This window comes from Amorphus sp. MBR-141, assembly GCF_053628695.1.
In genome coordinates, this window is sequence record NZ_JBRJGW010000024.1 from 38,299 (window position 1) to 54,822 (window position 16,524).

23 protein-coding genes are annotated in these 16,524 nt (G+C 63.8%); 6 read left to right on the forward strand and 17 right to left on the reverse strand.

From position 1 onward, the window contains the following. The first annotated feature begins 4 nt into the window (after positions 1-4). The 4 genes from ACSSVZ_RS23645 (at position 5) to ACSSVZ_RS23660 (ending at position 5,931) form a co-directional block, all read left to right on the forward strand. Positions 5-1,093 (forward strand): IS110 family transposase, encoded by a 1,089-nt coding sequence (locus tag ACSSVZ_RS23645; RefSeq protein ID WP_453973286.1) that lies wholly within the window; start codon positions 5-7, stop codon positions 1,091-1,093. A 554-nt stretch (positions 1,094-1,647) separates the two neighbouring features. Then, positions 1,648-3,387, forward strand: coding sequence for a relaxase/mobilization nuclease domain-containing protein (locus tag ACSSVZ_RS23650; protein WP_296708708.1), 1,740 nt, complete (start codon positions 1,648-1,650; stop codon positions 3,385-3,387). 123 nt (positions 3,388-3,510) lie between these two features. Further along, positions 3,511-5,496: a conjugal transfer protein TraG gene (locus tag ACSSVZ_RS23655; RefSeq protein ID WP_372089412.1), complete on the forward strand. Its 1,986-nt coding sequence runs from the start codon at positions 3,511-3,513 to the stop codon at positions 5,494-5,496. A 3-nt stretch (positions 5,497-5,499) separates the two neighbouring features. Then, entirely contained in the window at positions 5,500-5,931 is a 432-nt protein-coding gene (locus tag ACSSVZ_RS23660) for a CopG family transcriptional regulator (protein ID WP_296708714.1), read from the forward strand. A gap of 178 nt (positions 5,932-6,109) precedes the next feature. On the opposite strand, the gene merA is transcribed toward ACSSVZ_RS23660, so the two are convergent. Genes merA through ACSSVZ_RS23680 form a run of 4 tightly spaced genes read right to left on the reverse strand, consistent with a single transcriptional unit; the run spans position 6,110 to position 8,537 of the window. Next, entirely contained in the window at positions 6,110-7,525 is a 1,416-nt protein-coding gene (merA, locus tag ACSSVZ_RS23665; protein ID WP_453973289.1) for a mercury(II) reductase, read from the reverse strand. Between the two features lie 16 nt (positions 7,526-7,541). Continuing rightward, on the reverse strand, positions 7,542-7,790 hold the full coding sequence (merF, locus tag ACSSVZ_RS23670; protein ID WP_296708718.1) for a mercury resistance system transport protein MerF: 249 nt from the start codon (positions 7,788-7,790) through the stop codon (positions 7,542-7,544). A 5-nt stretch (positions 7,791-7,795) separates the two neighbouring features. Further along, positions 7,796-8,128, reverse strand: coding sequence for a heavy-metal-associated domain-containing protein (locus tag ACSSVZ_RS23675; RefSeq protein ID WP_296708721.1), 333 nt, complete (start codon positions 8,126-8,128; stop codon positions 7,796-7,798). Between the two features lie 10 nt (positions 8,129-8,138). Further along, positions 8,139-8,537 (reverse strand): mercuric transporter MerT family protein, encoded by a 399-nt coding sequence (locus ACSSVZ_RS23680; RefSeq protein WP_296708724.1) that lies wholly within the window; start codon positions 8,535-8,537, stop codon positions 8,139-8,141. Between the two features lie 76 nt (positions 8,538-8,613). Here ACSSVZ_RS23680 and ACSSVZ_RS23685 point away from each other — a divergent pair, with 76 nt between their 5' ends. Further along, positions 8,614-9,027: a MerR family transcriptional regulator gene (locus tag ACSSVZ_RS23685; RefSeq protein WP_296708727.1), complete on the forward strand. Its 414-nt coding sequence runs from the start codon at positions 8,614-8,616 to the stop codon at positions 9,025-9,027. Continuing rightward, a complete protein-coding gene (locus tag ACSSVZ_RS23690) occupies positions 9,027-9,353 on the forward strand; it encodes a YnfA family protein (protein ID WP_296708770.1) in 327 nt (108 codons plus the stop codon). Before ACSSVZ_RS23685 ends, ACSSVZ_RS23690 begins: the two co-directional genes overlap by 1 nt. 45 nt (positions 9,354-9,398) lie before the next feature. Here ACSSVZ_RS23690 and ACSSVZ_RS23695 read toward each other — a convergent pair whose 3' ends face one another. From ACSSVZ_RS23695 to ACSSVZ_RS23755, 13 genes are all read right to left on the reverse strand, one after another. Beyond that, complete coding sequence (locus ACSSVZ_RS23695) at positions 9,399-9,602, reverse strand: hypothetical protein (protein WP_296708729.1); 204 nt, start codon at positions 9,600-9,602, stop codon at positions 9,399-9,401. An 84-nt stretch (positions 9,603-9,686) separates the two neighbouring features. Further along, positions 9,687-10,427, reverse strand: a complete 741-nt coding sequence (locus ACSSVZ_RS23700) for a cytochrome c biogenesis CcdA family protein (protein ID WP_296708732.1) — start codon at positions 10,425-10,427, stop codon at positions 9,687-9,689. A gap of 33 nt (positions 10,428-10,460) precedes the next feature. Next, positions 10,461-11,258, reverse strand: a complete 798-nt coding sequence (locus ACSSVZ_RS23705; protein ID WP_296708735.1) for a DsbA family protein — start codon at positions 11,256-11,258, stop codon at positions 10,461-10,463. Positions 11,259-11,277: 19 nt separating this feature from the next. After that, entirely contained in the window at positions 11,278-11,901 is a 624-nt protein-coding gene (locus ACSSVZ_RS23710; protein ID WP_296708738.1) for a thioredoxin domain-containing protein, read from the reverse strand. Further along, positions 11,898-12,350, reverse strand: a complete 453-nt coding sequence (locus tag ACSSVZ_RS23715; RefSeq protein ID WP_296708741.1) for a copper chaperone PCu(A)C — start codon at positions 12,348-12,350, stop codon at positions 11,898-11,900. The genes ACSSVZ_RS23710 and ACSSVZ_RS23715 overlap by 4 nt, the downstream gene beginning before the upstream one ends. A gap of 194 nt (positions 12,351-12,544) precedes the next feature. Then, on the reverse strand, positions 12,545-12,823 hold the full coding sequence (locus tag ACSSVZ_RS23720; RefSeq protein ID WP_296708744.1) for a hypothetical protein: 279 nt from the start codon (positions 12,821-12,823) through the stop codon (positions 12,545-12,547). Further along, entirely contained in the window at positions 12,816-13,241 is a 426-nt protein-coding gene (locus tag ACSSVZ_RS23725) for a hypothetical protein (RefSeq protein WP_296708746.1), read from the reverse strand. The genes ACSSVZ_RS23720 and ACSSVZ_RS23725 overlap by 8 nt, the downstream gene beginning before the upstream one ends. A gap of 13 nt (positions 13,242-13,254) precedes the next feature. Next, positions 13,255-13,857, reverse strand: a complete 603-nt coding sequence (locus ACSSVZ_RS23730) for a TlpA family protein disulfide reductase (RefSeq protein ID WP_453973296.1) — start codon at positions 13,855-13,857, stop codon at positions 13,255-13,257. Then, positions 13,854-14,459 (reverse strand): DsbE family thiol:disulfide interchange protein, encoded by a 606-nt coding sequence (locus ACSSVZ_RS23735; RefSeq protein ID WP_296708752.1) that lies wholly within the window; start codon positions 14,457-14,459, stop codon positions 13,854-13,856. Before ACSSVZ_RS23735 ends, ACSSVZ_RS23730 begins: the two co-directional genes overlap by 4 nt. Next, the gene (locus ACSSVZ_RS23740) at positions 14,456-14,941 is read right to left on the reverse strand and encodes a c-type cytochrome (protein ID WP_296708754.1); all 486 of its coding nucleotides are present in this window, start codon (positions 14,939-14,941) and stop codon (positions 14,456-14,458) included. The genes ACSSVZ_RS23735 and ACSSVZ_RS23740 overlap by 4 nt, the downstream gene beginning before the upstream one ends. Further along, a complete protein-coding gene (locus tag ACSSVZ_RS23745) occupies positions 14,938-15,072 on the reverse strand; it encodes a hypothetical protein (protein ID WP_296708756.1) in 135 nt (44 codons plus the stop codon). The genes ACSSVZ_RS23740 and ACSSVZ_RS23745 overlap by 4 nt, the downstream gene beginning before the upstream one ends. A 4-nt stretch (positions 15,073-15,076) precedes the next feature. Further along, positions 15,077-15,562, reverse strand: a complete 486-nt coding sequence (locus ACSSVZ_RS23750; RefSeq protein ID WP_296708758.1) for a DUF411 domain-containing protein — start codon at positions 15,560-15,562, stop codon at positions 15,077-15,079. An 11-nt stretch (positions 15,563-15,573) separates the two neighbouring features. Beyond that, a complete protein-coding gene (locus tag ACSSVZ_RS23755; RefSeq protein ID WP_372089414.1) occupies positions 15,574-16,524 on the reverse strand; it encodes a WD40/YVTN/BNR-like repeat-containing protein in 951 nt (316 codons plus the stop codon).

The window sequence follows — 16,524 nt, forward strand, 5'->3', positions numbered from 1 at the left end:
GCTGATGGAATTCTTTTGTGGACTGGATGTTGCGATTGAGGAGACGGCGGTGTGTGTCGTCGACGATCGCGGTGAGGTGCATCTGACGGTGAAGGTTCCGACCGAACCGGAGGCGCTGTTCGCTGTGCTCAAACCCTTCTTGGCGCGGCTGCGGCGCGTCGGCCACGAGGCGGGCTCGCTGTCGCCGTGGCTGCACCCGGAGCTCCTGAAACTCGGCCTGCCGGCGGTCTGCCTGGAGACGCGGCATGTGCGCGCCGCGATGTCGGCGCAACGCAACAAGACCGACGAGAAGGATGCGCTCGGCATCGCTCACATCATGCGCACCGGCTGGTTCCGGGCTGCGCATGTGAAGACGGAAGAGTGCTACCGGTTGCGCCTGTTGTTGACGCATCGGCGCAACCTCAAGCGCAAGTTTCTCGACCTGGAAAACGCCGTCCGACATTCGCTCAAGAGCTTCGGTATCAAGCTAGGCGGCACCTCGCGCGGCAAGTTTGACCAGGCGGTGCGCGAGGCGGTGGCGGACGATCCGCTGTCGGCTGAGCTGATGGACGCCATGCTGACGGCGCGCGCTGCGCTGTGGAAGGAATATTGTCGGTTGCACGATCTTGTCGTGAAGATGGTCGCGGCAAGCGAGCTGTGCCGGCGCTTCATGGCGATCCCCGGCGTCGGGCCGGTAACGGCACTGTCCTTCATGACGGCGATCGATGATCCGACGCGCTTCCGCCGCTCGCGCGACGTCGCGACCTACTTCGGGCTGACGTCACGGCGATGGCAGTCCGGCACGTCGATCGACGTCAAGGGCCGCATCTCGAAGGCCGGCGACGCGGACGTGCGGCGCGCGCTCTACGAAGCCGCGTCCGGTCTGATGACGCGCTTCAAGGGCAAAGACAAGGTCAAGACCTGGGGCCAGCAGATCGCCAAACGCTCCTGCCATCGCAAGGCGGTGGTCGCGGTGGCGCGCAAGCTGGCGGTCATTATGCACGCCATGTGGACCGACGGTACCTTCTACGTCGGCGACCCGGCGGCGGGCGAAACCGATGTCGCCCGGCGCGCCCAGGTCAAGAACCGCAAGCTGCTGGGAGCGCACGCATGAACCGATCAACGACAGCCGAAACGCATCACGTCCGCGAGGTGACGGACGCGACCTGAGCACGGAGATCCGCTGCGGCGGATGAGGACCGATGCAGACCATCAACGACGGAACGCACGATATCTTGCCTGCGGCTGCGCCGATCGACAGACGGCCGGACCGCGCTCGAGTGCCTGTGACGATGCTCCGTCAGTCCGATGGAAAATTGCGCCGCGACGGTTCGAGCGCTGCCACCGTGCAGCCAGGACACCCCGTCGATGAGCGCGGAGGAGTGCAAGGCGCACCGGAACTCGAACCCCGTCAGCGACAGCGTGCCAGAGAGAGCAGCGTAGTATATCTTCGTAGCCACAAGGAGAAACGACGATGGCGAAAAGAGCAGCTGAAACACGACCGATTAGGAGGGCAGGATAAAAGGGCGCACATTGCGTGCCGGTCGGTCGGTTGTTTTGCTTGGATTTTCTGGCGCGTTCCGCACATTGCCGGGCCTTGGCGCAATGTGCGCGGACCGCTCAAGGGCCTGTGTCTACGTGGGTTTTCGCACATTGCGGAGCGATGCCATGGCCGATGATCGCGAGTTCCGCATCCGTCCCGGCCGCATCCGCTCGACGCGTGCACAGGCCGCGCGCCCCTTCGTCGCCCAGGCGCTCGCGGCCGCGAAGAAGGCGGGCGGAGGCGTGTCGCGCTCCGGCCGCGTCGTTTCCCGCAACCGCTCGCGCTTCGGGCACGGCCAGCGCGCCAGCATCCAGGCCAACCGGCTCATCACGGCGCGCTCGCGCGGCGCGGTGATCAAGGCGCGTGTGGTCCGGCATTCCGCGCGCGCCGCGCCGCTCGGCACGCATCTCGATTATCTGCGCCGCGACGGCGTGACCCGCGATGGCGAGAAGGCGCGGCTGTTCGGGCCGGGAGAGGAGGATGCGGATGGACGCGCCTTCGCCGAGCGCTGCGAGGACGACCGCCACCATTTCCGCTTCATCGTCTCGCCCGACGACGCGTTGGAAATGTCTGACCTCAAATCCTTCACCCGCGACCTGGTTGGCCAGATGGAGAAGGATCTCGGCACTGAGATCGATTGGGTGGCCGTCGATCACTGGAACACGGAACATCCGCATGTCCATCTGATCGTGCGCGGTGTGCGCGAAGACGGCCAGGACCTCGTCATCTCGCGCGACTATATCAAGGAGGGCATGCGCGATCGGGCGCGCGACCTGATCACCCAGGAGCTCGGACCGCGCACCGACCTCGATATCCGGCGCAGCCTAGAGAACCAGATCGCCTCCGAGCGCTGGACGCAGCTCGATCGCCAGCTCGTTCGCGACAGCCGGCGCACCGGCATCATCGACCTCGCGCCGACACCGGGCGAGCAGCCCGACGAATTCCACGCGCTCAAGGTCGGGCGGCTGCGCAAGCTGGAGACGCTCGGCCTGGCCGAGCAGGTCGGCCCCGGCCAATGGATGATCGACGACAAGGCCGAGGCGACGCTGCGCGAACTTGGCGAACGCGGCGACATCATCAGGCGCATGCACCGGGCGCTGACCGAGCGCGGCATCGGGCGCGGATCGGCGGATTACGTGCTGGCCGCCGAAAGTCTCGACACGCCGATCGTCGGCCGCCTGGTCGAACGTGGACTCGACGACGAACTGAAGGGCACGGCCTATGCCGTGGTCGACGGCGTCGACGGGCGGACCCATCATATCAAGCTCGCCAATCTCGACGCCGCCGGCGACAGCGCGCCGGGCTCGATCGTCGAGCTGCGCGCCTATGACGATTCCCGCGGACAGCGCCGGGTCGCGCTCGCGGTGCGTTCCGATTTCGACATCGAACGGCAGGTGACCGCATCGGGCGCGACCTGGCTCGATCGGCAAAACATCGCGCGCGATCCCGCAGCTCTGTCGGAAGGCGGGTTCGGCGCCGAAGTCCACGATGCCCTGGACCGGCGTGCAGTTCGCCTGATCGAGCAAGGCTTCGCCGAACGGCAGGGCCGGCGGATCATCTTCAGTCGCAATCTCCTCAACGCGCTCCGCCGGCGCGAAGTGGACACACTCGGCGAGAAGCTCGCGGCTCAGACCGGCCAGCCCTTCCAGCGTGCGACCAACGGCGAGTACGTCGCCGGCGCATACCGCCAGCGTTTCACGCTCGCCTCCGGCCGCTTCGCGATGATCGAGGATGGTCTCGGCTTCCAGCTTGTTCCCTGGACGCCCTCTCTCGAAAAGCACCTTGGTCGCCATGTTTCCGGCGTCGCGCGCGGCGACGGCGGCGTCGACTGGAGATTCGGACGCAAGCGGGGCCTGGGTCGGTGACGCCTCCGCTAGAAGCCCTCCGATTTCTAACCGGCGGCCGCCGTTTCTGCGACGAGCGGAGAATAAGCTTGAGAGCGGCAGGCATGGCCCGCAGCGTGCAGATATTTGCGCGGAACATAGACCATGTCGGGAACGAAAATTCTCTGGGGCCAGATCCTTATCGTCTTCACGATTGTCCTCGCCACCACCTGGACGGCGACGCAATGGACGGCCTGGCGCCTCGGCTTCCAGTCCCAGCTCGGCCAACCCTGGTTCGAGATCGGCGGCTGGCCGGTCTACTATCCGCCATCCTTCTTCTGGTGGTGGTACTTCTACGATGCCTATGCCCCGCCTATCTTCATCGAGGGCGCGATCATCGCTGCCTCTGGCGGCTTCATCGCGATCGCGGTGGCGATCCTGATGTCCGTCTGGCGGGCGCGCGAGGCACAGAGTGTCGATACCTACGGGTCGGCGCGCTGGGCGCGGCCCAATGAGGTCAAGGCGGCCGGCCTGCTCGGACCCGATGGCGTCGTTCTCGGCAAGCTCCATGACCATTATCTGCGCCATGAAGGACCGGAACATGTCCTGTGCTTCGCGCCGACCCGTTCGGGCAAGGGTGTCGGTCTGGTCGTCCCGTCGTTGCTGACCTGGCCCGGCTCCGCCATCGTCCATGACATCAAGGGCGAGAACTGGCAGCTCACCGCCGGCTTCCGCGCTCGATACGGGCGAGTGTTGCTGTTCGATCCGACCAATCCGAATTCGTCGGCATACAATCCGCTTCTGGAAGTCCGGCGTGGCGAATGGGAGGTCCGCGACGTCCAGAATATCGCCGATATCCTCGTTGATCCGGAAGGCTCCCTCGAAAAGCGCAATCACTGGGAAAAGACCAGCCACGCGCTGCTGGTCGGTGCCATCCTCCACGTCCTCTATGCCGAGAAGGATAAGACGCTCGCCGGCGTCGCCGCCTTCCTCTCCGATCCGAAACGCCCAATCGAGTCGACGCTCGCTGCGATGATGAAGACGGCGCATCTGGGCGAATCCGGCCCACATCCGGTCATCGCCAGCGCCGCGCGCGAACTCTTGAACAAGTCGGACAACGAACGCTCCGGTGTGCTCTCCACCGCCATGTCCTTCCTCGGCCTCTACCGCGACCCTGTCGTTGCAACGGTGACGCGCCGCTGCGACTGGCGCATTGCCGATCTCGTCGGCGGCAAGCATCCGACGACGCTCTACCTTGTCGTGCCTCCCTCCGATATCAACCGCACAAAGCCGCTGATCCGCCTGATCCTCAATCAGGTAGGTCGGCGATTGACCGAGGACCTGCACGCCAAGTCAGGACGGCACAGATTGTTGCTGATGCTGGACGAGTTTCCGGCGCTCGGCCGCCTCGACTTCTTCGAGAGCGCGCTCGCTTTCATGGCGGGCTACGGGCTCAAGAGCTTTCTCATCGCCCAGTCGCTCAACCAGATCGAGAAGGCCTACGGGCCGAACAACTCCATCCTCGACAACTGCCATGTGCGCGTGAGCTTCGCGACCAATGACGAGCGCACGGCCAAGCGAGTTTCCGACGCGCTCGGCACTGCGACCGAGATGCGGGCGATGAAGAACTACGCCGGGCACAGACTCTCGCCCTGGCTTGGCCACCTGATGGTGTCGCGGCAGGAAACCGCGCGACCACTGCTCACGCCCGGCGAGGTCATGCAGCTTCCGCCAGCCGACGAGATTGTCATGGTCGCCGGGACACCGCCTATTCGAGCGAAGAAGGTCCGCTACTTCGAGGACGGACGTTTCCAAGAACGCATCCTGCCGCCGCCGTCGAACACCAAACCCGTGCATACGAAGGCTGATGACTGGACGAGTCTGCCATTGCCGGCGAGCCCGTTGGAAACCGCTCACATGTCTGCCAGCGCTGCATCGGAGGAGGACGCGACCGATTCAGAACAGCGCCGCCGGCCTGAGTTGAGCCGTACCAAACCCGTCGAGAAGAAGGCCCCGCTTGAAAACGAGTTTGAGATTGATCCCGCCGATGACGCCCAAGAGGAGACTGCGCGCACGAGCGGGATGAACCGCATGATGCAGCGTATGGCGCGGCAGATCTCACTGGACCCTAACGACGGCATGGAGCTCTAAGCTATGTCCAGCCGCAAGAAGAAGACGCAGATCTCCGTCTATATCGACCCGGACATCATGACGATGCTGGCGGACTATGCCGCCCGTCGCGAGCAATCGCAGTCCATGATCGCTGAAGCCGCGATCGCCTCCTTCCTGTCGCCGGATGACGCTGAAAGGCGCGAGGCCGCGATCGCCAAACGCCTCGACCAGCTCGACCGCCGCATGAACCGCTTGGAGCGCGATATCGGGATTTCTGTCGAGACCCTTGCCATCTTCGTCCGGTTCTGGCTCGCGACGACACCGGCTTTGCCGGAGCCGGCTGCACAGGCCGCGCGTGCCAAAGCCGGCGAGCGCTATGAGGCGTTCATTACCGCTCTCGGCCGGCGCCTCGCCAAAGGGCCGAAGCTCAGACAGGAGGTTTCCGAGGATGTCAGCGGTTCAGCCGGTCAATAGCGCCGATGCTGGCATAGCGATGGCTTAGTTCGAATCTCGCACGGTCCGCCAAACACCGCCGATTGCTGTACAAATTTCCCATTATCTCCTAACTTTCAACATGAGAATCGAGCGTTTCCGGTGCGATTGAAACTGAGATTCATGCACCCTCCGGCACTTCCTAAGAGCCGCGGCTCTTTCACCCGGCGCAGCAGGACAGTTTCGCCACATCCTTTACAAAGCCCTGCGCGGCAAGTTTCAGCCCTTCCACCGTGGTGAGGTAAGGAAAGATCGCCTCGCTCAGCTCCTTCGTGGTCATTCCGAACTTGATCGCCAGCACCATGGTCTGGATGCAGTCCGCGCCTTCCGGCGCCAGGATTTGCGCGCCGAGCAGGCGATCGGTCTCAGCGTCCGCAACCAGCTTGATGAGCCCACGCGTGTCACGCGCTGCAAGCGCCCGCGGCACCTGGTCAAGGGGAGCAATCGAGGTCTTGGTCTCGAAGCCCGCGACTCTTGCCGCGGCGTTGCTCAAGCCCACACCTGCGACCTGCGGATCGGTGAATACGACCCAGGGCATGGCGGTGTTGTCATAGGCGAGACTGTCGCCATTGAGCGCGTTAAGCGCGGCGAGCTTTGCGCCGTAAGCCGCCATGTAGACGAACTGGTCGCGGCCGGTGACGTCGCCCGCCGCATAGATACCAGACTTCGAGGTGCGCATACGGTCATCGACGACGATGCCGCCATTCGGGGAAAGCTTCACCCCCGCTTCCTCAAGCCCGAGACCGGCCGAATTGGGCCTGCGGCCGGTCGCGACGAGAACATGTTGCGCCGTGAGAGATTCCGGACGGCCCTCGCGCTCGATGGTCAGTTCGACGCCATTCTCAACAGTTTCGATGGCCCGATAGGAGAGCCCGGTCAGAACCGAGATCCCGTCGTCTGTTAGATACCGGGTCAATGATTCGGAGATTTCCGGCTCGGCCTCGGGCAACAGGCGGGAGCGGGTGACGAGGGTGACCTTCGTTCCCGCCCGCGCGAACATCTGCGCCAGTTCGCAGCCGATATAGCCGCCGCCAATGACCACCACCGACGCGGGCTGATCGGTCAGCTCCAGGGCAGTGGTGCTGGTGAGATAAGGAACATCCGCGATGCCGGGAATGTCCGGTAGACCCGGCGCAGACCCCGTCGCCACGATGATCTTGTCCGCCGCGATGGCAGCGCCGTTGACGACAACGCCTCGGCCGCTCAAGCGCGCCGCGCCTTCGAGATAGGCAACGCCGTTATATTCGGGCAGCAGGTCGATATATTTCTTCTGGCGAAGCGTCGTCACCAGATCATCCTTAGCCCCGATCAGCCGGCCCCAGTTTACGACATTCGCCTCGCCCGTAAGACCGGGAAAGCGGCCGGCTGCGCGGGCGCCGTGCAGCGCTTCCGCCGCGCGGATCATGGTCTTGGATGGCACGCAGCCGACATTAACGCAGGTGCCGCCGATCAGTCCATGTCCGATGAGGGCGACATTCGCGCCTTGTTCGGCTGCCGTGATGGCGGCGGAGAAGCCGGCCGAACCAGCACCAATGACGGCGAGGTCATAGCCATTCTTACCTTTGTCGTTCGTCAAGCAGCAATCGGACATGTCAGGCACTTTCCTTATTGGGATGAGCCTCGCTTGAGCAGCACGCAGCAGCGCGCTGCCGCCGCCACAGGCCGTAGGCGGTTACGCTGAGGAAGATTGCGAGAGCGGGGAAAAGCACATAGTCGATCCAGCCTAGCCAAGCGGAAAGGCCGACAGCCCCAAGCAGAATGACGAGCGCAGGCGTAAAGCAGCAGACTGCGGCGATAATCGAGCCGGCGACACCGGTCTTGAGGATGATTGTGTCTTTCACCGGACTCAGCCTCTCACCAGCGCCGGGTATCCGGCATTGGCTGAAGCGGCGGCGATGGCCTCGGTCGTCGTCTTGGCCGGATCGAACACCACGGTCGCCGTCCTGGCATCGAAATCAACCGTCACAGACTTGACGCCTGCAACGCCCTCCATCGCCTTTCTGACCGTGACGGGGCAGAGCGCACAGGTCATGCCCGGCACGTCGAAGGTGGCGATCCGTTCGGCCTCCGCGGCTCGCGCGGCCGAAACGGCGACCGGCGCGGGGAGCGAAGCGACAAGGGCAAGGCTGGACCCGCCGATAGCCAGCACTCCCGCCGCGGCGATGAGAAGTCGTTTCATGTCGGTTCTCCTAATAGAAAAACGGCGCCCACCAGTTGATCGTCAGCGCCAGCACGACCAGCACGGTCGAAAGCCAGAGGGCGGACTTGGTGATCAGGGCGGATTCGGGACGGGCGCAATAGGATCCGTCCTCGCAGACCGGCTGGACCTTGAAATAGATCTGCCGGAACCCGAGGCCGATGAAGACGAGCGCCACGCCGGCGAAGATCGGCTTGTAGGGCTCGAGCGCGGTAAGGTTGCCGATCCACGCGCCCGATACGCCGAGCATCAGCAGTAGGAGCGGCGCAATGCAGCAGGTCGAAGCCAGGATGGCGCCGACGACACCGCCGGCGGCAAACCAACCCTTCTTCCGATCCGGCACTTGCGTCGGCTCGTCCAGCGCCACGGCTTCGATTTTTGTCTCGCTCATGCGGTTCGCCCTCGAATTTCAGTCGAAAGCAAGCTACAGTCTGTAGCAACTACAGACTCAAGGAGAAATTCGAGCCATGGCCGATCACGTTTCCGGGAAGCGATTGCAGCGCGCCGAACTGGCAAGGCGCACGGGCTGCAACCTCGAAACCATTCGCTATTACGAGAAGATCGGCATGATGCCCGACCCGCCGCGCACGGCGTCCGGCTACCGCGTCTATGACGAAGCCCATGTGTCCCGGCTGCGTTTCATCCTGCGCGCCCGCGAGCTCGGCTTTTCCATCGAGCATATCCGTGGCCTGCTCGATCTCGTCGATGGCGGCACGCAGACCTGCGCCGAGGTGAAGGAGCGGACCGAGCGGCACCTCGCCGATGTCCGGGCCAAGATCGCCGACCTCAAGCGGATTGAGAAGGTGCTGGCGGCGACCGCCGCACAATGTTCCGGCGAGGACGTACCGGATTGCCCGGTCCTGGAGGCGCTGGCATCATGATGGCGACACTCACAATCTATATCGGCGCAGCGCTGGCGGAAATTGCCGGCTGCTTCGCCTTCTGGGCCTGGCTACGTCTGGACCGCTCGCCGCTCTGGCTCGTTCCCGGCATGGCCAGCCTTGCTCTCTTTGCCTGGCTGCTGACGCGCATCGACAGCGATTTCGCGGGCCGCGCCTACGCTGCCTATGGCGGCATTTACATCGCGGCTTCACTGTTCTGGCTTTGGGCGGCGGAATCCCAACGCCCTGACCGCTGGGACGTGAGCGGTGCTGCGGTTTGTCTGGTCGGCGCCGCTATCATTCTATGGGGGCCGCGATCCATTTGATGGATGGAAACCGTATCGATAAGCAATGCAGCCAGTCGGCCGAATTCATGACTTTCCAGACTGGCAGGTCCCGATCAGATCGCGATAGGCATCGATCAGCGGACGATTGCTTGCGGTAGGATTCGCTTCGCAGTCCAATTTCTCGAGCGCGGAGAGCAGGAATTCGGCTATGTCCGGCCGGTCTTGCTGGCAGGCACATCTGAATACGCGTAGGATATCCCGCTCCAATGTTTCGGTTTTCGGGATCATCACAGCTACCTCCCTATAGAGGACAAGCCTGCGCCTTCCAGCGCAGGGAAGGTCAAATCACAGTCTCTTCAACGAGCGTCGAACTCAGCCGATCGAAGATAGCACCGGAAACGTCTCCAGCAGCCAGAAGGCGAAGGACGACAGATAACCCGTCATCATGGCGACACCCATCGCGATCATGACGACTCCAGCCAATACTCGCAGACTGCGTCCGAGGCGCCCGAATGCCTTCAACCTGGCGGACAGCGTGTTGGTGAACAGCGCGGCAAGCAGGAACGGCACACCGAGGCCCAGTGAATAGATCGTGAGCAGCGCAATACCGTCGGCGAGCGTCGCCGACGCGGCGCCGACCGTCAGGATGGCACCGAGGATCGGACCGATGCACGGTGTCCAGCCAAAGGCGAAGGCTAGACCGAGGACATAGGCCGAGACGGTTCGTCCGCCGGGCAGATCGAGGTGGAAGCGTGCCTCGCGCATCATCCATGCCGGGCGGATCGTTCCGAGCATGAACAGCCCGAACAGCGTGACGATTCCACCCCCGACGATGTTCAACTCGAACCGGTAGCTGAGCAGCAATTGGCCAAGCGCCGAGGCGCTGGCTCCGAGGATCACGAAAACCGTGGTGAAGCCGAGCACGAAGCAGAGGCTGAGACCGAGCGTCGTGCTTCGGGCGACAACGATCTCACCGGACGGCGAAGCAAAGGTCGATCGGCCGGCGACATAGGAAACATATCCCGGCACCAGCGGCAGCACGCAGGGCGACAGGAACGAGATAATGCCGGCCACGAACGCGCTGAGGATACCGATATTGGAGAGTTCAGGCATTTGGACAAACTTTCAGATGCGGCTCCGGCTTCATCAATTCAGACCCTTCCGGGCCTGGTCGATCAGCCGCTGCATGGTCTGCAGGTCGGTAGCGCCGCGCAGGATCTCGTCTCCGATGACGAAGCCCGGTGTTCCGTTGATCCGCAGCGCCCGGGCGAGCGCGAGATTGCGCTCGATCTCGGCGTCGATGGCGGGATCCTGCATGTCGGTCCGGAGTTGTCCGACATTGAGGCCGATCTCTTCAGCGACAGCGATGACCTGCGCTTCGTCGGCGGAACCCGACACCTGCATCATCGCCTTGTGGAACTGCGGGTAGAGGTTCTGCCTTCGGGCCGCGAGCGCTGCCCTTGCCGCGAACACGGAATTCGGACCCAGAATGGGAAACTCCTTGTAGACGATCCGCAATTGGGGATCGTCTTCTTCGGCCGCCACCATCGCCGGCGCGACCTGTCGGCAATAGGGGCAATTGTAGTCGAAGAACTCGACCAGGGTCACGTCGCCTTGCGGATTTCCGCCGACCGGGCTTTCGGGGCTGTTGAGCAGTTCGTCACTGTGCGCGGCAAGGGCCGCCTGCGATTCAGTCTGTTCCGCCTGCCGTTGCTTGCGTTCGAGGTTCTGCATGGCCTCGACGATGACTTCCGGGTTGGCGACAAGATAGTCGCGCACCCGCCGCTCGAAAGCATCCTGCGGCAGGCTCTCCGACGCGGTTGTGGGTTGCCGGCCTGCCCTGAACCCTGGATCGAGCAGATACCAGGCGCCTGCCGCGATGATCAGCAGCAGGGGCAGGAGGAGAAAGCCGAGGCGCCGACCCGTGAAATTCAAATGGTGCATGTTTCTGTTCTCCCGCCGTTCAGAACCAGCCTGTCAGCCATTCCCACCACCCCTTTTCGGCAGGCGGCTTTGGCGCATGCGCGTTGTTGATGAGCTGGTTGATGTAGAGGGTCAGATTTGTCTTGCTGAAATCGGAACCATGGAAAATACCGGCATGCCGCCCGTTGCGGTCGATGACATGCGCCATCGGCAGCTCCTGCCCGCGGCTACTCAGCGCGGTAAAGCGATCCGCGGCGGCAGTTGTCTCGTCGTCCGATGGGATCACCAGCCGCCAGTTCGCCTCGTTCCACGGAGCCTCGATCGAGGCATCTGCGTCGTGAACGGTTACGAACGTGACCATTTCCTTCATGGGCGAAACATTCACCTGTCCTTGCACGCCTGCGAGAACAGCCTGCTGTTCGACGCATGGACCGCCACAGTCCGTTGGCACAAAGCTCAGCACGATGATCTGATCATGGAGATCGCCGAGGCGCAGGACGCTGCCGCCTGGTTCTTCGACATCCAGATTGGGCGTGGAAGGGCGATCCGCGACCTCGAAGGCCGGTTCCTGTTCGGCCATCACCTCGTCGATGCGCTCACCTGGATGGTTTGCAAATGCCGGCTGTGCGACCAGCAGGAGGGCTAGGATCAGCGAGCGCTTCATTCTGCGATCTCCTGTGGCCCCTCGGCAGCTATTCCGAGCACGGAGACGTCTACCGTGATCTCTCCGGCCTTTTCGAAGTTGAGCGTCATCGGAAACGCCGTACCCTCGCTGAGTTTGTCTTGCAGCCCCATCAGCATCAGGTGCATGCCGCCGGGCGCGTGCGTGACCTGCTCGCCCGCCGGCAACTCAAGCGTTTCGATGTGTTTCATGCGGCTTACGTCGCCGTCCTTCTCGACTGCGTGAATCATGACTTGGCCGGCGACAGGCGTGGTCACATCGAGGAGCCGATCTTCCGCGGCACTCTCGATGGTGACATAGGCGGCGCCGGGACGGGAGGCGAGGACGCAGGCCCGCGCCCACGCATCGAAGACGCGGACGCTCTCCTGCGCAAGTGCCGGCGATACGATCGCCCAAACCGCGACGCTCGCTGCAATCAGTGTTCTCATCATTGTTTGCCGTCCATTTTTGAAAGGACATTGGGTGACCAGTCCGCGGAGGAAATGGCCGCCATCAGTCTTCCTCGAAAGGCCCTGCCCAAGCGCGGCCCATCGCGATATGGCCCCTCGATTTTCTGGGCACGTCGCGATGCCAGGCTGTGACCGGCCCACCCTCCGGGATGGAGGGCGGGCCGGGATTGGGCGGTTTAGCCGTTCGTCGCTGGGGCGCCGTTGTTGTCGGGCGATTTCTCACGCCACTGCTCGTTGGGCCGTCCGGAGCCGTCATGGCTCATGGACTGCATCATCCTGTTGCAGCCCTCCATCATCTCGCTCATCTGGCCCATCATGTTCATCATGCCCATCATGCCGGAGCCCATCATGGCGTCGCCGGACTCCTCTGAGTCATGGGCGTAGAGCGCGGGTGCAACCGCGAGGCTCGCGATAACGGCGGAAGCAATGGCAAGCGCTTTGATCGATTTACGCATCGGTCGGTCTCTTTTCCTTGGAGGGTTGCGGTTCGGGGCTTGCAAGAAGGGCGGCGTCGCCGCTCATGGGAGCCGCGCGGTCAGGCGATGCGTCGAGAGCAACGGCCTGCGTGACTGGCTTTGCGTCCTCGATCTCCGCTGCGTCGGAGTTACTCGCGGCGGTCGAGCAGGACTTGCCGCCTGATCGGTTCATGCACAGACCGAGCGCGCACATGGCGAGGCAGGGCAACACGCTGATCAGGATCGGCGCGATGCCGGCAGCGGCCAACCAGCTCCAGTTCAACGCCAGGCCCATCGCGATCGCCAGTCCGGCGAGCACGAGCAGACCGCGTCGGCTGCCGAGGTAATAGCGAAGGGCATAGAGCAGGTCGCGACCCAGCGAGCCGTCTTGAGATTGTGACTGTTGTGTATCTGCCATGGAGGCTTCCTTCTCAGTTTGACGTCAGATGGTTTTTGAGAAATGCGATCATCTCGGGCGTGTCCCACTCGGCCGGACCGACAAGCCTTCCCAATTCTCGGCCCTCGCTGTCGATCAGAAGCGTCGTCGGCAGTCCTGGCGCCTGGAGGTCGAACGAAGCCCGCATGGAGGCGTCGATGTAGAGGCCAAGATGCTCAATGCCGATTTCGGCGTAGAACTTCCGAACCACCTCCGGCCCGGCCCGGTCGACCGAGAGCGGCACCACCTCGAAGCCAGGGCCACCGAGGTCCGCTTCAAGTGCATCGAGCGTCGGCATCTCCTCGCGGCAGGGCACGCACCACGTCGCCCAGATGTTGAGCAACACGGTCTTGCCCCGCAAATCGGCCAGCGTAAGAGCCTCACCGTTCCCGTCCTCAAACGTGATTTCGGGGAGCGGCCGCGGCGCCTCGTGCATCACGAAGGAGCGGGGCGAGGCCGTCTCAGCCTTTGCTCCGCCTTGAGGCGCACGCACTGGCGTGCCCCCGCTGAAATAGATCACGCCAACGATCGCCACCAGAGCGAGCGTGCCTGCCGCCAGAAATGCGATCGTGCGCCGACCCCGCAGGAGGTTCCTCATCGGCCGTCTCCCAGGGTGCTATCGCCTTCCGCCTGACGGCGCAGTTCCCCCACGAGCGGCAGGATGGTGCCGGTGAGTGTCGCTTCGCTCACCGGGCCTATATGCTTGTAGGCAACACGTCCGTCGGCGCCGATGACGAACGTCTCGGGCACGCCGTAGACGCCCCAATCGATCGCCACGCGTCCGCTGATGTCGGCTCCGGTGCGCGTGTAGGGATCGCCAAGGCTGTCCAGCCATTGCGCCGCATCGTCCGGCTGATCCTTGTAGTTGAGGCCGTGCAGCGGCACGGTGCCTTGCGCCGCAAGCTTCATGAACAGGGGGTGCTCCTCCCGGCAGGCAACGCACCAGGACGCGAAAACATTGACCAGCGAGACCTCGCCCTTGAGATCGGTGCTCGATAGGCCAAGGGTCCGACCCTTGACCGGCGGCAGCGCGAACTCGGGCACCGCCTTGCCGATCAGCGTGGACGGGAGTGTGCTCGGATCGCGGGTTAATCCCCAGGCCAGCACCACGGCAAGCATTGCGGCGAGAGCAAGCGGCAGGAAGGCCAGGACATTGCGGCGGCGCATTGGGGCCGTGGGGTATTCATCAGCCCTGCTCATGAGCCGTCCCCGTCACTGGCCGTTATTCGAGCCTGGACGTCCCGCTGGCGCTCGGGCCATGTGCTCTTGATAAAGGCGAGCACGGCGGTGATGTCCTCGTCGCTTAGGATGTCCCCGAAGGCGAGCATGTCGCTCTCATAGCCCGGGACGACGCCGCCGACGCCGAGCTTGGTGATGGCGAACAGGTCCTGGTCCGAGTGGTGCCAGGTGTGACCGCTTTCATCGTGCGGCGGCGCCGGCATGCGGCCGTTCTCCAGCCTGCGCTTCCAGTCCGGTTGGCCTTCAAGGTTTGCGCCGTGGCAGGAGGCACAGTTTTGCGCATAGATCTCCTTGCCACGGACAATTTGCAGGCGCGTCACTGGCTGGCCAAGAAAGGTCACGTCCTCCGCTCGCACATTCCCACCCTGCGCTTGCGCAAACGCGGCGATGGCTGCCAGGGCCGAGACAGCGATAGCGGAAAGGAAGATCGCGTTGCGTCTCATTGCGGGCCCCGCAGATATTTCACCAGCGCGACGAGGCCGAGGATCAGGACAGCGAGGACCAGAAGCGCCACGAGACCACCGCCGACCATCATCACTCCCATCATGGTCCCATCCATCATCGTTCCACCCATGGGATCACTCCTCGGAGTAGACGGTGACGCCGTTCTCACCGAAGGCGTAGGTCTTAAGCGTGCCGGTTTTTGCCGGCGCCATCCCGGGCGCATTACCAGGCATACCGGGCAGCGTGATCCCGGTGATATCCGGTCGTTCACTGACCAGCCGCTCGATGATCTCGACGGGCACGAGGCCGCTCACGACATAGCCGTCGATCTCGGCCAGGTGGCACCCGATACCCCGCTCGGGAACGCCCATGTCAACCGAGCGCTTGTCGAAATCGCGATCGTCGACGCGCGTCACCGTATAGCCGTTGCCCTCCAGATAGTCGGCATAGGCATCGCAGCACCCGCAGCCCGGATCGCGCCAGATCGTGATCGCCTTGTTGCCCGAGGCTGCCGCGACGGCGGAACCGTGAGGCGAGTTCGCCGAACCCAGCGACCAGTAGGCGATACCGGCAGCGGCAACCACGGCGACCACGGCTATGGCAATTGTTTTCTTATTCATCACATTCTCCGTTATGCCCGCGCGAGCGCGGTCCAGTTCGCGCCGCCATCGCGGCTCTCAATGAGGCCATCGCCGGTGACGGCGACGACATGATCGGCATTGGCGGGGTGAACAGCGACGGCCAGCGCGCTTGTGCTCAACCGTTGCGACCACACCACTCCGGCGTCCTGCGATTCCCAGATGCCCGAAGGCAAAGCGGCGTAAAGCCGAGTGGGTTGTGAAGCCGCACTGACCAACGCGTTGATCGTCTCGCCTTCGGGAAGGGGCGCCTCAGACGGAGCAGGTTTCCCCGAGACAAGCGCGTCCATCGCATCGCCCGGCTGCACGTCCTGCCAGCGGCAGAAGCAATCGGGCACGCGGGTGAGACCGGTTTCCGTCCCGGCATAGATCCAGATGCCGCCCATGCCTGTGGCGAGATCGACCGAGGCCAATGCCGTCAGGTCGCGCTCGGCGTCTGCAAGCCACGGCCGATCCATTGCGAGGCCCCATGATCGACCGGCATCCTCGCTTTTCCATAGGCCATCACCGCGGATGGCCGCATAGATGGTATCCGGTTCAGCCGCTGCCACGGTGACCGCCGTGACCGGGGCGTAGGGCAAGCCCTGGCTTCTCGCCTCCCATCGGTGTCCGCCATCTTCGGAGATGGCGACGCCGCCGCCCGCAAGACCCGCCGCTATCCGGCCGGGGCGGCCCGGATGCGTCGCAAGCGAGAGGATGCTGCCTACCGCCGGAGCGGAAAGCTCTTTCCAGCCTCCAGCGCCATCGCGGCGGGACAGAATGTCTTTAGCGAGGATCAACGCATCGCCATCGAAGGCGATTGCGGGACCGGTTGCTCCGGGTGCGGCGCGAAGCCTGACCGGCAGGCCGATCAGCCCGACGCCCGCCGCCATCGCGCCGAGGAAGGCGCGTCTGGAAAGACGCGTGGAATGTCTGGCCGTGGTCGTCATGTTGGTGCCTTTCAT